At 38.2% G+C, this 15,932-nt stretch carries 14 protein-coding genes; 13 read left to right on the forward strand and 1 reads right to left on the reverse strand.

The genetic code is table 11. The features are described 5' to 3' along the window. Positions 1-329 precede the first annotated feature (329 nt). Positions 330-2,219 carry a peptidyl-prolyl cis-trans isomerase gene (locus tag ACFILN_RS01085; protein WP_375670675.1) on the reverse strand — a complete coding sequence of 630 codons (1,890 nt, stop codon included), beginning with the start codon at positions 2,217-2,219 and terminating at the stop codon, positions 330-332. A 154-nt stretch (positions 2,220-2,373) separates the two neighbouring features. Between ACFILN_RS01085 and tpiA the strand changes: the two genes are divergently transcribed. The 13 genes from tpiA to lpdA all read left to right on the forward strand — a co-directional run bounded on the left by tpiA (position 2,374) and on the right by lpdA (position 15,900). Continuing rightward, positions 2,374-3,138 carry a triose-phosphate isomerase gene (gene tpiA / locus ACFILN_RS01090; protein WP_375670677.1) on the forward strand — a complete coding sequence of 255 codons (765 nt, stop codon included), beginning with the start codon at positions 2,374-2,376 and terminating at the stop codon, positions 3,136-3,138. 82 nt (positions 3,139-3,220) lie between these two features. Next, entirely contained in the window at positions 3,221-3,673 is a 453-nt protein-coding gene (secG, locus tag ACFILN_RS01095) for a preprotein translocase subunit SecG (RefSeq protein WP_273791139.1), read from the forward strand. Between the two features lie 127 nt (positions 3,674-3,800). Beyond that, the gene (locus ACFILN_RS01100) at positions 3,801-5,429 is read left to right on the forward strand and encodes a CTP synthase (RefSeq protein ID WP_273791140.1); all 1,629 of its coding nucleotides are present in this window, start codon (positions 3,801-3,803) and stop codon (positions 5,427-5,429) included. 36 nt (positions 5,430-5,465) lie between these two features. Continuing rightward, a complete protein-coding gene (gene kdsA / locus ACFILN_RS01105) occupies positions 5,466-6,302 on the forward strand; it encodes a 3-deoxy-8-phosphooctulonate synthase (protein ID WP_273791141.1) in 837 nt (278 codons plus the stop codon). A gap of 71 nt (positions 6,303-6,373) precedes the next feature. Next, complete coding sequence (eno, locus tag ACFILN_RS01110) at positions 6,374-7,660, forward strand: phosphopyruvate hydratase (RefSeq protein ID WP_375643079.1); 1,287 nt, start codon at positions 6,374-6,376, stop codon at positions 7,658-7,660. A gap of 92 nt (positions 7,661-7,752) precedes the next feature. Further along, on the forward strand, positions 7,753-8,160 hold the full coding sequence (locus tag ACFILN_RS01115; protein WP_375631359.1) for a TM2 domain-containing protein: 408 nt from the start codon (positions 7,753-7,755) through the stop codon (positions 8,158-8,160). A 382-nt stretch (positions 8,161-8,542) separates the two neighbouring features. Continuing rightward, positions 8,543-8,974 (forward strand): TM2 domain-containing protein, encoded by a 432-nt coding sequence (locus ACFILN_RS01120; RefSeq protein ID WP_375643078.1) that lies wholly within the window; start codon positions 8,543-8,545, stop codon positions 8,972-8,974. A gap of 383 nt (positions 8,975-9,357) precedes the next feature. Further along, on the forward strand, positions 9,358-9,810 hold the full coding sequence (locus tag ACFILN_RS01125; protein WP_375660883.1) for a TM2 domain-containing protein: 453 nt from the start codon (positions 9,358-9,360) through the stop codon (positions 9,808-9,810). 185 nt (positions 9,811-9,995) lie between these two features. Continuing rightward, positions 9,996-10,307: a septum formation initiator family protein gene (locus tag ACFILN_RS01130; RefSeq protein ID WP_012754998.1), complete on the forward strand. Its 312-nt coding sequence runs from the start codon at positions 9,996-9,998 to the stop codon at positions 10,305-10,307. A gap of 136 nt (positions 10,308-10,443) precedes the next feature. After that, on the forward strand, positions 10,444-11,484 hold the full coding sequence (gene pdhA, locus ACFILN_RS01135; protein ID WP_273791144.1) for a pyruvate dehydrogenase (acetyl-transferring) E1 component subunit alpha: 1,041 nt from the start codon (positions 10,444-10,446) through the stop codon (positions 11,482-11,484). 16 nt (positions 11,485-11,500) lie between these two features. Continuing rightward, entirely contained in the window at positions 11,501-12,868 is a 1,368-nt protein-coding gene (locus ACFILN_RS01140) for a pyruvate dehydrogenase complex E1 component subunit beta (RefSeq protein ID WP_375670679.1), read from the forward strand. Positions 12,869-12,882: 14 nt separating this feature from the next. After that, positions 12,883-14,226 carry a pyruvate dehydrogenase complex dihydrolipoamide acetyltransferase gene (locus ACFILN_RS01145; RefSeq protein WP_273791146.1) on the forward strand — a complete coding sequence of 448 codons (1,344 nt, stop codon included), beginning with the start codon at positions 12,883-12,885 and terminating at the stop codon, positions 14,224-14,226. 213 nt (positions 14,227-14,439) lie between these two features. Next, positions 14,440-15,900 (forward strand): dihydrolipoyl dehydrogenase, encoded by a 1,461-nt coding sequence (gene lpdA / locus ACFILN_RS01150; protein ID WP_375658306.1) that lies wholly within the window; start codon positions 14,440-14,442, stop codon positions 15,898-15,900. Positions 15,901-15,932 lie beyond the last annotated feature (32 nt).

A 15,932-nucleotide genomic window follows, 5' to 3' on the forward strand; every position in this document is an offset into this window, starting at 1 on the left:
AATATGCTCCTTATGAATGATATTAAGAGTAGTAATATGATGAGCTATAAATGAGTGACGATAGGGATGATATTTATAGCTTAATGGGCGACAACCTTTACAACCTTTGGATGAATAATGTTTTTTAATGCGTTGCAAAAACGACTCTACATTCCATTGACTATTTTCTCGCAAATCCATACATGCACTGATTTGCGAGAGAATGAATCATTATACAAATGTTTGATCCTAAGATATGCAAACAAGAGATCTATCTTACCTCTTCAACTATAGACGAAGAGCTGACGGAAACTTTATCAAATAAGTTCTTTAAATTATGTAAAATCTTTTTATTGGAGAGCGTTAAAGATCTGATTATAATTTGTGCTATTAATTTCCAAAGGATGTTCTTTATTGGCAACTTGTAGCATTTCTAGCTTGAGATCTTCTCTTATCATCATATCTATATTGGTGCGGACTTCAGTTGAAAGAGTATGAGACGTGATATCTTTAGGCATGGTTACAGTCTTTATTTGATAAATGATACGGTTTGTTGCAACCGGACCTTTTATGATGCCATAATGACCTTTGGGAGCGGAAAATAATGCTTTAATGCCTTCAACGCCAAGGGTTTCAAATGAGTCTTGACGCCGGAGGGTTGGTGTTGTTTGTTTTGTAACACCAAGACTACGAGCAAGAGCAACAAGACTTTTTCCTTCCGTGAGCTGTTTGAGAGCATTTTGGGCTTTTTCATCAAGAAGACGTTGGATTTCCTCATTTTTCCATTGAGAAAGAACATCTAGCTTAGCCTCTTCAAGTGTCTTATCACGGGCAGGAATAATTTTATCGACCTTGTACCAGAGATATCCACCATTTTGAAAAGAGAGAGGATCAAGATCGACTCCTTCGTTTGATTGATAGATGGCATTCAGTAAAATATCTTTTTGAGGTAAATCCGTGAGTATTGCACCTTCAAGCGTTTTTCCTGTTTTATCAATGGTAATTGTGCGCAAAGATAACTTGTATTGGTCAGCTAACTCTTTGAGAGAAGCACCCTCAAAACGAGCATTTTCAATGGCTGCATAATTGTTACGGATATCATCAGTAGCACGATTTTTGGCAAGTGTTTGGCGAATATTTTCTTCTACACTTTCAAAAGGAAGAGAGCTTGAGGGTTCAATATGCGTGACGCGAATGATAACAGGTCCTTGTAAGTCATTTATCACAGAACTGACTTGGCCTTGTTGAAGTTCAAAAATTTCAGATGTCAGATGATTAGGAAGTTCATTTTCTGCGAGAGGCCCTTTTTTTATTTCATTAAGAGTCTTTTTTTCAGCTTTTACCAGTTCATCAAAACTCAATCCATCAGCTATTTTTTTTGCTGCATTATCGGCTTCTTCGCGTGAGGGGAATCGCAGTTCTTCGAATGTACGCTTTTCAGGCGTTACAAAACGTGAAGCATTTTGTGTATAATAGGCTTTCGCCTCATCTGTTGAGATATCTTGAGGTTTTACAAAATCATTAAGTTCCATAGATAGCAAAGAGACAGTGCGGTATTCTGGAGCACGAAATTGACTTTGATGTGTTTCAAACCATTTTTGTAATGTTGCGTAATCAGGATCAGCAATTGTTTTCTTTTCTTTTAGATCAATAACAAAATAATCAGCAATACGCATTTCTTCTTGATAAAGAGCAAGTGCTTTATAAAAGAGATTTGGTGCCTTCATATCAGAAAGTAAAGCAGCAATAAGCTGATTACGCTTTTCTTGTTTGGTGTAATAATTAAGAAAAGCACTTTCACTAATACGTAAATGCTGAAGATAGTTATAAAACAAGTTTTTATCAAAAGTGCCATTTACCTGGAACATCTTATCAGAACCAATCGTATGAGCTATTGTATCTTTTGAAAGACTTATTTTCATTTTACGTGCTTGTTCATCAAGAAGTACATTTTGTTGTAATTGATTAAATACAAAAGCAGGAATTTGGTATTGCTGCATTTCATTTGCTGTAAACATTCGTCCAAGATGAGCTGCATATGCTAAACGTGCGCTTTGATCGGCGAGTGCAAGACGATAATCATCGACAGTTACTGTGGACTGTCCAGATGTAATAAGATCTCTTTCACTTTTTTTGTGTAACTGCGGTACCCCCCATAAAAGAATGAAGCATAAGAGTAAAATAGCAAGGAAAATTCTAAAAATCCAAGAATTTGTAGCATTTCTTATGATGTCAAGCATTGTTCAAGTCCATTTTTAATGTGAGTTATTATCAAAGCTGTAATGGAATTTGCAATAAAGAGATGAAAGATGCAAGCTTTAAAGACTTGCTTTCATTTTATAATTTGGTAACTACAGATAAACAATGTATTGTAAGAGCTCTTGAGGTGAAAATATGTCTCAAAATATTCGGCCTTTTCTTGCTGGAAATTGGAAAATGAATGGAACGAGTGAATCGCTTGGAGAGTTGCGTGCTATTGCTACAGGCGTTAGCTCTGATCTAGGTCATCTTTTTGAGGCGCTTATTTGTGTTCCAGCAACGCTTTTATCGCGTGCTTCTAATACGCTGAATGGTGAAAATCTCCTTTTAGGAGGACAAAATTGTCACTTTGATGATCATGGTCCTTATACTGGAGATATTTCAGCTGTTATGCTTAAAGAAGCGGGAGCAAGTCATGTTATTATTGGGCATTCAGAACGTCGTACAGTGTACCAAGAAAATGATGCGATTGTCTGTGCCAAAGTACAAGCTGCGTGGCGAGCAGGTCTTGTGGCTCTTGTGTGTATTGGTGAAACATTGGAGGAGCGTAAGAATAATAAAGTACTGGATATTCTCACGCAGCAGCTTGAAGAATCTTTACCAGATGATGCAACAGAAGAGAATACCATTATCGCTTATGAACCAGTTTGGGCGATAGGCACCGGCAATACAGCGACTCCAGAAGATATTGCAAAAGTACATCATTTCATTCGTGATAAGGTGCGCTCTCGTTTTGGTGATGAAGGCAATAAGATTCGTTTGCTTTATGGTGGATCCGTAAAGCCATCCAATGCATTTGAGCTTTTAAGCATTGCTCATGTTAATGGTGCTTTGATAGGTGGAGCAAGCTTAAAAGCGATTGATTTTTTAACTATTTGCGATGTTTGTCGTAAACTATAGCAGAGAAATTTGAGTTTCCCCTTGGATTGTGCGTTATTTATGTGTAAATAGCTATTAAAGAGTTATTTGAAGAGCAGGGTTTATGCAAACAGTACTTATAGTTATTCATTTTTTGATTGTGATTACTTTGGTTGGTGTTATATTAATTCAACCTTCAGAAGGTGGTGGGCTAGGTGTGAGTAATAGCTCAGGGTTGATGAAAACTCGTGGATCTCGAAACCCTTTAACACGTTTGACTGCTATTTTAGCCTGTTGTTTTTTTGTTGTGTCTATTGGACTTACCGTGGTGGGTAATATATCAAATTCTAGTTCTGATATCTTAAAGCGTATACCGGTTAATTCAGAACAGAATTCTACCGATAAAGGCTCAGGCTCAGTTCCATCATCAAATGATGAGTCTTCCCCTTCTGTTCTTGAACAGCTAGGAGGCACTTCGAATTCTCCGCAGGAACAGAAACAGTCCACAAATCCTGAAGCAGAAAGTCCAGTTCCACAGGTTCTTGAAAACACAGTTCCGGATAACAGTACAAAATAGTTTTTTAAGAAAATATAGACTTTTTAAAAAGGTGATTTTTTCACCTTTTTTATTTTAGAAGAAAAATTGTTTCTTTTTGCATTTTTTGCTGGAAAAATCATTATAAATTGCTTATCACCATAAGCCCATGGCACGTTATGTTTTTATTACTGGTGGTGTGGTTTCTTCCCTTGGAAAAGGCATCGCAGCGGCGGCGTTAGCAGCGTTATTACAGGCTCGTGGTTATCGCGTACGTCTTCGCAAACTTGATCCTTATTTAAATGTTGATCCAGGTACGATGTCACCTTATCAACATGGTGAAGTATTTGTGACCGATGATGGTGCAGAAACGGATCTTGATCTTGGTCATTATGAGCGTTTTACTGGGCGTTCTGCAAATAGCCAAGATAGTATTACAACAGGGCGTATTTATCGCAATATCATTGAACGAGAGCGGCGTGGTGATTATTTGGGGGCAACAGTCCAAGTTATTCCTCATGTTACGGATGAAATTAAGAGATTCATTACGATGGGAAATGAAGAATTTGATTTTGTTTTGTGTGAGATAGGTGGAACGGTTGGTGATATTGAAGCAATGCCTTTTCTAGAAGCGATTCGTCAGCTTCGCAATGAGCTACCGAGACAAAATGTCGTTTATGTCCATCTCACATTAATGCCTTATATTCCTTCAGCAGGTGAATTAAAAACGAAACCAACACAACATTCTGTCAAAGAATTGCAAGCAGTTGGTATTTCTCCTGATATTTTGCTTGTACGTGCAGATAGATCTATTCCAGAAACAGAACGGTGCAAATTATCACTTTTTTGCAATGTTCGCTCCAATGCAGTCATTCAGGCATTAGATATGCCAACGATTTATGATGTTCCTATGGCATACCATAAGGAAGGTTTGGACTCTGAAGTTCTTTGCGCTTTTGGAATTGATTCGGCACCTTCCCCCAAGATGGATCGTTGGGAGGATATTACGCATCGTATTCACAATCCTGAAGGAGAAGTCACGATTGCTATTGTAGGAAAATATACGGGCTTAAAGGATGCTTATAAATCTCTTATTGAAGCGATTGCGCATGGTGGTTTAGCGAATAGAGTGAAAGTTAATATTGAGTGGATTGATTCGGAACTTTTTGAAAAAGAAGATTCTGTTTCAGCTTTACAAAAAGCCCATGGAATTTTGGTTCCAGGTGCTTTTGGGGCACGTGGGGCAGAAGGGAAGATTCGAGCAATTCAATTTGCACGAGAGCGTAAAGTTCCATTTTTAGGGATTTGTTTTGGGATGCAATTAGCTTGTATAGAAGCTGCGCGCAATATTGCACAGATTGAGAATGCTTCATCGAGTGAGTTTTGCGAAACAGACAATCCAATTGTAGGTTTAATGACAGAATGGCTTAAAGGAGACGTCCTTGAAAAACGTACAAGAAATGGTGATCTCGGCGGTTCGATGCGCCTTGGTGCTTTTGCTGCTGAATTAAAAGAAGAGAGTCATATTGCTCAAATTTATGGGATGACCAAGATTGTCGAGCGACATCGTCATCGTTATGAGGTTAATATTGATTATAAGGATAAGTTAGAACAGTGTGGTTTGATTTTTTCTGGGATGTCTCCTGATGGTATTTTACCAGAAACGATAGAATATGTAGATCATCCATGGTTTATTGGTGTTCAATATCATCCAGAATTAAAATCCCGCCCTTTTGATCCACATCCGCTTTTTTCTTCTTTTATTGAAGCTGCTGTAGAACAAAGTCGATTAGTTTAATGCATAAATTGGGTTACTTTGCTTTTGAGGGATAAAATGACTAAACCAAATGCCCGTGTGAAAGTTGGAAATATGATTTTTTCAAATGAAATGCCTCTTTCATTAATTGCAGGGCCGTGTCAGATGGAAAGTCGTGATCATGCTTTTGAAATGGCTGGTCGTATTAAAACAATTACCGATCAGCTTGGTATCGGGTTTGTTTATAAATCAAGTTACGATAAAGCCAACAGAACCTCTTTGGGGGCGGCACGTGGTATTGGTCTTGAAAAAGCAATGTCCATTTTTTCTGATTTAAAAAAAGAGTTTAATTGTCCCATATTAACTGATGTGCATACAGAAGAGCAATGTACAATTGTTTCTTCTACAGTGGATATTTTACAAATACCGGCTTTTTTATGTCGTCAAACAGATCTTTTGGTAGCAGCAGCCAAAACAGAATGTGTTATTAACATTAAAAAAGGTCAGTTTTTAGCGCCGTGGGACATGGAGAATGTTTTAAAAAAGGTTGTTTACAGTGGTAATCCGAATGTTATGCTTTGTGAGCGAGGCACGTCATTTGGTTACAACCGACTTATTTCTGATATGCGTTCGTTGCCTATTTTACGTTCATTTGGTGCTCCTGTTATTTTTGATGCAACGCATTCTGTTCAAGAACCTGGGGGGCAGGGGGCTTCATCTGGTGGGCAGCGTCAATTTGTTGAAATTTTAGCGCGTGCAGCTGTCTCTGTTGGGGTAGCTGGTATTTTTTTAGAAACACATCAAGATCCAGATAATGCACCTTCTGATGGACCCAATATGGTTAAAGTTGATGATTTACAAAGATTGCTTGAGACTTTAATGGAATTTGATTATCTGTCAAAAAAGTTGAGTTGAGAAGAGAAAAAATATTTCATTAATAGGGCATTATAAATGAATCGAGACTTTTATTGGATAAGGAAACACATATGACTATAATTGTCGATATCATTGGGCGTGAAGTTCTTGATAGCCGTGGTAATCCAACGGTAGAAGTTGATGTTCATTTGGAGAATGGAGCTTTTGGTCGCGCTCTGGTTCCTTCGGGAGCTTCAACAGGAGCACACGAGGCTATAGAGCTTCGTGATGGTGGTTTGCGCTATCAAGGGAAAGGTGTTGAAAAAGCGGTTGCTGCAGTTAATGGCGAAATTCTTGAAGAACTTGGTGGGCGGGATGCAACAAATCAAATTGCTATTGATCAAGCAATGATTGCTTTGGATGGAACGCCAAACAAAGCCCGTCTTGGTGCCAATGCACTTCTTGGTGTTTCATTAGCTGTTGCAAAAGCAGCTGCGGATTCATTAAATTTACCTTTGTATCGTTATATTGGTGGTACACAAGCGCATATTCTTCCAACCCCCATGATGAATATTATTAATGGTGGCGTTCATGCTGATAATTTGATTGATTTTCAAGAGTTTATGATTATCCCTATAGGAGCTCCTACTGTAAAAGAAGCTATCCGTTATGGCGCTGAGATTTTCCATGCATTGAAAAAGCGTTTAAAAGATGCGGGTTATAATACCAATGTTGGTGATGAAGGTGGTTTTGCACCTCAATTTAAAAGTGCTGATCAAGCAATTGATTTTATTATGGAATCTATCATGATATGTGGCTATAAACCAGGTGAACAAATTGCCATTGGTTTAGACTGTGCTTCAACCGAATTTTATAAAAATGGTTCGTATTTTTATAAAGGTGAGGGGAAATGCCGAGACATCCAAGAGCAGGTAGATTATTTAGCACATCTTGTGAAAAATTATCCTATTATTACAATTGAAGATGGAATGGCAGAGGATGATTGGGAAGGTTGGAAGTTACTCACTGACACAATTGGAGAAAAATGTCAGCTTGTTGGCGATGATTTGTTTGTAACGAATTCAGCACGTTTGCGTGATGGTATCAAAATGGGGGTAGGCAATTCTATTCTCATAAAAGTTAATCAAATTGGTACATTGAGTGAAACACTTGATGCTGTAGAAGTAGCACATAAAGCAGGTTATCGTGCCATTATATCTCATCGTTCAGGCGAAACAGAGGATTCTTTCATTGCAGATCTTGCGGTTGCAACGAATTGTGGACAAATTAAAACAGGTTCTCTTGCACGTTCGGATAGATTAGCCAAATACAATCAACTTATTCGTATTGAAGAAATGCTAGGAGCCCAAGCGCGTTATGCTGGTGATTTAGTGTATAGTTCTGAGCACAAAATATGAAAGTATAAGATCATTTAGATTATGAAATTGAGATTTCTTATCAAAGGCATATACGCAATAATTTTTAAGTGTTTAAATTTATAGGGATTAAGATGAGAGGTATAATTATTAGTCAAGATCAAGGAACTTATCTCGTTGCTGGTGATGATGGTAAACGTTATCAGTTTGCGACTTGGGATTGGTTGGGAAAGAATCCACCAAGGATTGGTAATGCTGTTGATTTTGTCTGTGAAGGGGGGGTTGTCAGTTCTGTTTTTCCATTGTTGAGATCAGGTACAGAGAACACAAAGATAATGTTCGCACTGCTTTGTTGGGTTGCAGGTATCTTTGGTGTCCATCGCTTTATGGTTGGTAAAGTTAGGACTGGTGCTTTAATGCTAGTTCTATCTTTATCATTGTTTGGATTGATAATTACCGGCATTTGGGCAATTGTTGATTTTATAGTCATTCTTGGTGGAAGATTTACGGATAAAGATGGAAATCAGATTACAGATTTGTGAAAATCTTATAATAAAAAAAGGTAATTTAGCTCGCTTTTTATTTTTATAAATATATTAAGTTGCATCATGCGAAATTATTGTACTACATTTATTTAATATGAGATATTAAAAAACATGTACAGCTAAGTAAACGTATTGAAAAAGACAATGCTATTTTATATGGGTAAAGCAAAGATATAAATCAACTAAAGCATGTTTTTTGTTACTGCTTATAGCAGGGGGAAATATTAGATTATTGGGGAGTTACGAACTATTTTAATTTCATGTTTATCATGGTGAGTACGAATTGTATTTACACCGTGAGGTTAATCCGCATATTATCGAATTAGAAATAATCTCTTTATGAATAACACATGAGGAGCAGCTTTATAGGTGGGCAAGAATGAAAGGTAAGATTATTGGTCAGGATCAAGGAGATTATTTTGTTTCAGGGGCTGACGGTAAGCGTTATCAATTTACGAGTTGGGATTGGTTAGGAAAAAAAACACCAAAAGTGGGTGATACCGTTGATTTTGTATATGAAGATAATGTTGTTAAATCTGTTCTCCCTCTCGTGAGTAAAACTCAGTCAGAAAAATCAAGATTGGCGATAGCACTTGTTTGTTGGTTTTTTGGATGGTTGGGAATTCATCGCTTTATGGCAGGTAAAGTTGGAACGGGTATTGTAATGCTTCTTATAAGCCTACTAAGTATACCATTTACTTTTGGGGTAGGGATACTTTTAGTAACTGGTCCTTGGTCATTCATTGATTTTATAGTTATTTTATCCGGATATTTTAGGGATGAAAATGGGGATAAAATTATAAATTGGTAGAAATTTTAGAATAATATAAAAAGTAAAGAGTGAGGCACTTTCTTTACTTTTAATGTTGTCAATATATTAATTTAATAATGTAAATTATTTTAATATATGTCTTTAAATGTGAAATATTAAAGAAAATTATGAATATTTAAATAAAACTATTGAAAAAGACTGTACTATTTCATATGAAAAAAGCAAAGGTGCAAATCGAACAGCGTGCTTTGTATTACCACTTGTAATTGCGGGAATTTTAAGTTGTTGGGGAATTTTTAGCTTTTTAAATTGTCATATATCACGGTGAATACAGACTGTATTCATGCTGTGAGGTTTATTCAACATATTATCATATTAGAAGAAAAGCTTCTTTATGAATAACAATTTTATAGGTGGTGAAGATGAAAGGTAAGATTATTGGTCATGATCAAGGAGATTATTTCATTTCAGGGGCTGATGGTAAGCGCTATCAGTTTGCGAATTGGGATTGGTCAGGAAAAACGCCGCCGAAAGTTGGTGACGTCGTTGATTTTGTGTGTGAAGGGGATACCATTAAATCTATTTTCCCTATCTCAACTGAAGGTCAGTCACAGCAATCAAAAGTGACGTTAGCGGTCGTTTGTTTTTTTCTAGGTGGACTAGGAATTCATCGTTTTATGGTTGGTAAAGTTGGAACTGGTATTGCAATACTTCTTATAAATATAATAAGTGTAATAAGTATAATAAGTATAATATTTATGCCGGTAGGGCTTATAGGAATTTTTTTGATAATTACACCTTGGGTATTGATTGATTTTATAGTCATTTTAACAGGAAGTTTTAAGGACAAAGATGGGTGTAAAATCACAACTTAGAGGATATCCAATATTTATAATATAAAAAGTGGGGCATTCAGCTTACTTTGATCGTATTAAGGGGGGGGGGATAAATTGAAATAACAAATTATTTTGGTGTAGATTTGGTAATGAGGTATTAATCAAAATCATGCATAGTTGGGCAAAATATCAAGAAATTTGTGCTGTAAAGACTGTGCTATTTTATGTGGACAAAGCAGAAACGTCGATCAATCAAAGTACGCTTTGTACTACCTCTTATGACGGTGGGAGTCTTAAGCTATTTCAGTTATCACATTTATCATGGTGAGTATGGATTGTATTCACGCAGTGAAGTTAATCAGCATATTAGCGAATTAGAAAAGGAGCTTCATAAAATAGAAGCTGAGCGGATATTCATGGAAAAGCGTATTTCTCTTTTACGCAATGGGCATATAGAAAAAGATATGTTGGATGAGTATGTCCGAAAGAATTTGAACTTTTCTAAGCCAAATGAACTGACAATCTTAATACCTTGAAATTGATACTAAAGGTAAATGAAAAATCGCTTAATTTAAACAACAATCAGCAATGATATTGTTTAAGCCGATTGATAAGGCTTGTAACTTTTGTTCGTAAAGGTTATTCCTAAATAATCATAAAAGGGAGTTTAATATGGCAGAACGACTTAAAAAAAATTCTGCGTCGGCGGCGCGCACTGCATTATCAAGCACCACAAAGAAAGCACCAATAGCAGATTTTACAAAAGAAGAAGAAATTGATGCTTATCGTGAAATGCTTTTAATTCGCCGTTTTGAAGAAAAAGCAGGACAACTTTATGGTATGGGGCTTATTGGGGGATTTTGTCACCTTTATATTGGTCAGGAAGCCGTTGTTATAGGAACATTGAAAGCGGCAAAAGAAGGTGATCAGGTTATTACGTCTTACCGTGATCATGGTCATATGTTAGCGGTTGGGATGAGTCCGCGTGGTGTCATGGCAGAATTAACGGGGCGCCAAGGTGGCTTTTCCAAAGGGAAAGGTGGCTCGATGCATATGTTCTCTAAAGAAAAGAACTTTTATGGAGGACATGGTATTGTTGGTGCGCAGGTTCCAATTGGTTCAGGTTTGGCATTTTCGAATCAGTACCTTGGTAAAGATAATGTGACATTGGTTTATTTTGGTGATGGTGCTGCAAATCAGGGGCAGGTTTACGAGAGTTTTAATATGGCTTCACTTTGGAAGCTTCCCGTTGTTTATATTATTGAAAACAATCAGTATGCTATGGGAACGTCAGTTTCACGTGCATCTGCAGAAACTGATTTTTCCCGACGTGGTCTTTCTTTTGAAATTCCAGGTATTGTTGTTGACGGTATGGATGTTCGATCAGTAAAAGGAGCTGCTGATGAAGCAATTTCTTGGGCACGCTCAGGTAAAGGACCGATCATTCTTGATATGCAGACCTATCGCTATCGTGGTCATTCCATGTCTGACCCAGCAAAATATCGTTCAAAGGAAGAAGTCCAAAAAATAAAAGAGGAGCACGATCCGATTGATCAAGTAAAAAGTCGGATTCTTAAAAAAAATTGGGCGAGCGAAGACGATTTAAAATCTATTGAGAAAGAGGTCCGTGCAATTGTTGCTGATGCGGTAGATTTTGCACAAAGTGATCAAGAGCCAGATGCTTCTGAGCTCTATACTGATATTTTAGTTTGATGCGAGGGAAGCAAGTATGTCTATTGATATTTTGATGCCGGCGCTTTCACCAACTATGGAAGAAGGTAAACTGTCTAAATGGCTCAAGAAAGAAGGTGATAAGGTTAGCTCTGGCGATGTTATTGCTGAAATTGAAACGGATAAGGCTACAATGGAAGTAGAGGCCGTTGATGAAGGTACTCTTGGTAAAATTTTTGTGCCTGAAGGTTCAGAAGGCGTAAGGGTTAACACTGTTATTGCAATTTTGTTAGAAGAAGGTGAGCGTGCTGAGGATATTTCGCAGCCTACGGATACAGCACAAAAACCTAAGGAATCTGCTCTTTCTCTACCTTTGTCAGTTCCGCAGGCTGCTCCTACTTTTGATACATCTCTTAATTTTGATATTCCAGCGGGAACACAAATGGTTACAATGACAGTTCGTGAAGCGCTTAATCAGGCTTTGGCTGAAGAAATGCGGCGTGATGAAACAGTTTTTCTTATGGGGGAAGAAGTCGCGCAATATCAAGGTGCCTATAAGGTTAGTCAGGGTTTGTTGGAAGAGTTCGGGGAACGCCGAGTTATTGATACCCCAATTACAGAGCACGGCTTTGCTGGGCTGGCTGTTGGGGCTGCTTTTGGTGGGTTACGTCCTATTGTCGAGTTTATGACCTTTAATTTTGCGATGCAGGCGATGGACCAAATTATTAACTCAGCAGCCAAAACACGTTATATGTCTGGTGGACAAATGACCGCTCCTATGGTTTTCCGAGGTCCCAATGGTGCGGCTGCCCGTGTTGGTGCTCAACATTCTCAATGCTATGCTGCATGGTATAGTCATGTACCAGGTCTGAAAGTTGTCATGCCTTATAGTGCTGCAGATGCAAAAGGTTTGCTGAAAGCTGCTATTCGTGATGATAATCCTGTTATTTTCCTTGAAAATGAGATTTTGTATGGGCATCAATTTGATGTTCCTCAACTGGATGATTTTCTTTTGCCTATTGGTAAGGCGCGTATTCATAAGTCTGGACAAGATGTGACGATTGTTGCATGTGGAATTGGGATGCATTATGCTGTTCAAGCGTTACCAGAAATTGAAAAACTTGGTATTGATGTTGAATTGATTGATTTACGAACCATTCGCCCTATGGATCTTCCTACAATTCTTTCGTCAGTTAAAAAAACAGGTCGTTTGGTAACAATTGAAGAGGGATTTCCTCAGTCATCCGTGGGAACTGAAATAGCAACGCGTGTTATGCAGCAGGCTTTTGACTATCTTGATGCGCCAATTGCTACGATTTCTGGCAAAGATGTTCCGATGCCTTATGCCGCTAATCTTGAGAAGTTGGCTTTGCCTAATACTGCTGAAATTATTGAGGCAGTTCAAGTTGTGACATACAGAGCATAACGGAGGAAAGCATAATGCCCATTAAAATTACAATGCCAGCGCTTTCCCCTACGATGGAAGAGGGAAATTTAACAAAATGGAATATTAAGGAGGGAGATAAGGTTTCCTCTGGTGATGTTATTGCTGAAATTGAGACGGATAAAGCGACAATGGAAGTCGAAGCCGTTGATGAAGGTAGGGTTGCTAAAATTGTTGTTCCTGCTGGAACACAAGGCGTTAAAGTAAATGCTTTAATTGTTGTTTTAGCAGAAGAAGGTGAAGATTTAGCTGAAGCTGCAAAAGTTACAGAAGAAATCTCTTCTTCTACAAGACAAGAATCAGAGGGCATCAAACAGACAGATTCTCTGAAACAGACGGACTCAAAGGGAATAAAAATGTCTCATGAATCATCAACTGGGCAATTAATACAGCAAGATAAAAAAGAAGCTCGTCTTTTTGCCTCTCCCTTAGCGCGGCGATTAGCATCTCAGGCAGGTCTTGATTTATCCCTTATTTCTGGAAGTGGTCCGCATGGGCGTATTATTAAGCGCGATGTGGAAAAAGCTGTGAGCAGCGATATTTCTAAAGTGTCTTATTCATCACAGATAGGGGAGCTAACAGCTACAGGTGCTTCAGACAAACAGATATTGAAACTCTTCAAAGAGGATGAATATAGCTTCGTTCCCCATAATAATATGCGTAAAACAATCGCGACACGTTTGGTGGAATCAAAACAGAAAGTCCCACATTTCTATGTAACGGTAGATTGTGAACTTGATGCGCTATTAGCACTGCGTACACAACTGAATGCTGCTGCACCAATGGTTAAAAGGCAAGAAGAAACTCAGCCTACTTATAAGCTTTCTGTTAATGATATGGTGATCAAAGCTGTCGCACTTTCTTTGAAAGCGGTTCCTGATGCGAATGTCTCTTGGCTTGAAGGTGGGATGATTCATCATAAACATTGTGATGTTGGGGTTGCTGTTTCCATTCCCAATGGATTAATTACACCGATTATTCGCCATGCAGAGGAAAAGCCGTTATCACTTATTTCCAAAGAGATGAAGGATTTTGCAAAGCGTGCGCGCGAGGGCAAGTTAAAAATGGAAGAATATCAGGGTGGAACAACAGCTGTATCAAATATGGGGATGTATGGTATAAAAAGTTTTTCTGCTATTCTTAATCCACCGCATGCGACGATTTTTGCGATTGGAGCAGGGGAGCAGCGCGCCGTTGTTAAAAATGATGCATTAGTCGTTGCGACAGTTATGTCAGTTACGATTTCTGCTGATCATCGTGCTGTCGATGGTGCTTTAGCAGCAGAGATCGCGCGGACTTTTAAGAAGATGATTGAAAATCCATTAGCAATGTTGGTTTGAACTGTTTAACAGTTCTTCACGTAAATTGTGAGAGAGTGTATTAAGAGAATAAAAGCAAATTTAACGAGTTTGAAGAGCAATGTTATTGCTATTTCTGGTTTGGGTAAAGCATTTACGTAAGCAAAAGACATAAGATAATTCTGTCATGTTATTTTGCAGACTTAAGTTCAAAAAGTGCATATCCGTTTTATATATATCCATGGAGGAATTACTGTGGCAAATCTTTATGATGTAATTGTGATTGGATCAGGTCCAGGCGGATATGTAACCGCAATTCGTGCAGCACAATGTGGCTTTAAGACTGCGATTGTTGAACGTGAACATTTGGGAGGGATCTGTTTAAATTGGGGATGTATTCCCACAAAGGCCCTTCTACGTTCAGCGGAAATGAAACATTTTGCTGAACATGCAAAAAATTATGGACTAAAAATTAATGGTTCAATTGAGGCAAACATCAAAGATGTTGTGGCACGTTCACGCGGTGTTTCAGCACGTTTAAATGCTGGTGTTGATTTTCTAATGAAAAAAAACAAAATTGATATTATTTGGGGTGAAGCAAAGCTTACTAAAAAAGCAAAGGGAAGCCATCCTGCGGAAATTATGGTTTCTTCATCCTCCAAGCCGATTATGCAACCGCAAAATCCAGTCCCTAAAGGGACGTTAGGGGAGGGAACTTATCAAGCAAAACATATCATTATTGCAACAGGTGCACGTCCTCGTGTCCTTCCTGGTATTGAGCCAGATGGAAAACTCATTTGGACTTATTTTGAAGCTATGATACCGTCATCAATGCCAAAATCGCTTTTGGTTATAGGGTCTGGGGCTATTGGCATTGAATTTGCCTCTTTTTATCGTGATATGGGGGCGACAGTAACTGTTGTTGAAATGATGCCCCATATCATGCCTGCTGAAGATATTGAAATTTCAACGTTTGCTCGTAAACAGTTAGAGAAAAGAGGTTTACGCATTCTTCGTCAAGCAAAAGTAACAAAGGTTGAAAAGTCTTCCGATTCTGTGACTGTACATATTGATGTTCAAGGTAAAATAGAGACAATAACTGTTGACCGGTTAATTTCCGCTGTAGGGGTGCAAGGTAATATTGAGAATCTTGGTTTAGAATCTTTGGGAATAAAAACCGATCGCGGGTGCATTGTAACTGATGAATGGAGTTGGACGGGGGTGGAAGGCATTTATGCTATTGGTGATGTAGCAGGTCCTCCTATGTTGGCCCATAAAGCAGAAGAAGAAGGAGTGATATGTATTGAGCATCTTGCAGGTTTGAAGAGTGCTCATCCGCTTGATAAAAGAAAAATTCCAGGGTGTACATATTGTACACCACAGGTTGCCTCTGTAGGGCTTTCAGAAGCGGCTGCAAAAGAAGCAGGTTATGATATACGTATTGGTCGTTATTCTTTTGCTGCGAATGGTAAGGCGATTGCTTTGGGTGAAGATCAGGGGTTAGTAAAAACGATTTTTGATAAAAAAACAGGACAGCTTCTCGGGGCCCATATGGTAGGGGCTGAGGTAACAGAATTGATACAGGGTTTTGTTATTGCTATGAATCTTGAAACAACAGAAGAAGAATTAATGCATACTGTCTTTCCACATCCGACCTTATCGGAAATGATGAAAGAAAGTGTATTAGATGCTTATGGTCAAGTTTTAAACGCTTGATGACTGGATTGTATGAAAAATTTTATATTTTT

The sequence above is a fragment of the Bartonella sp. CL434QHHD genome (assembly GCF_042195145.1).
Lineage (GTDB): Bacteria > Pseudomonadota > Alphaproteobacteria > Rhizobiales > Rhizobiaceae > Bartonella.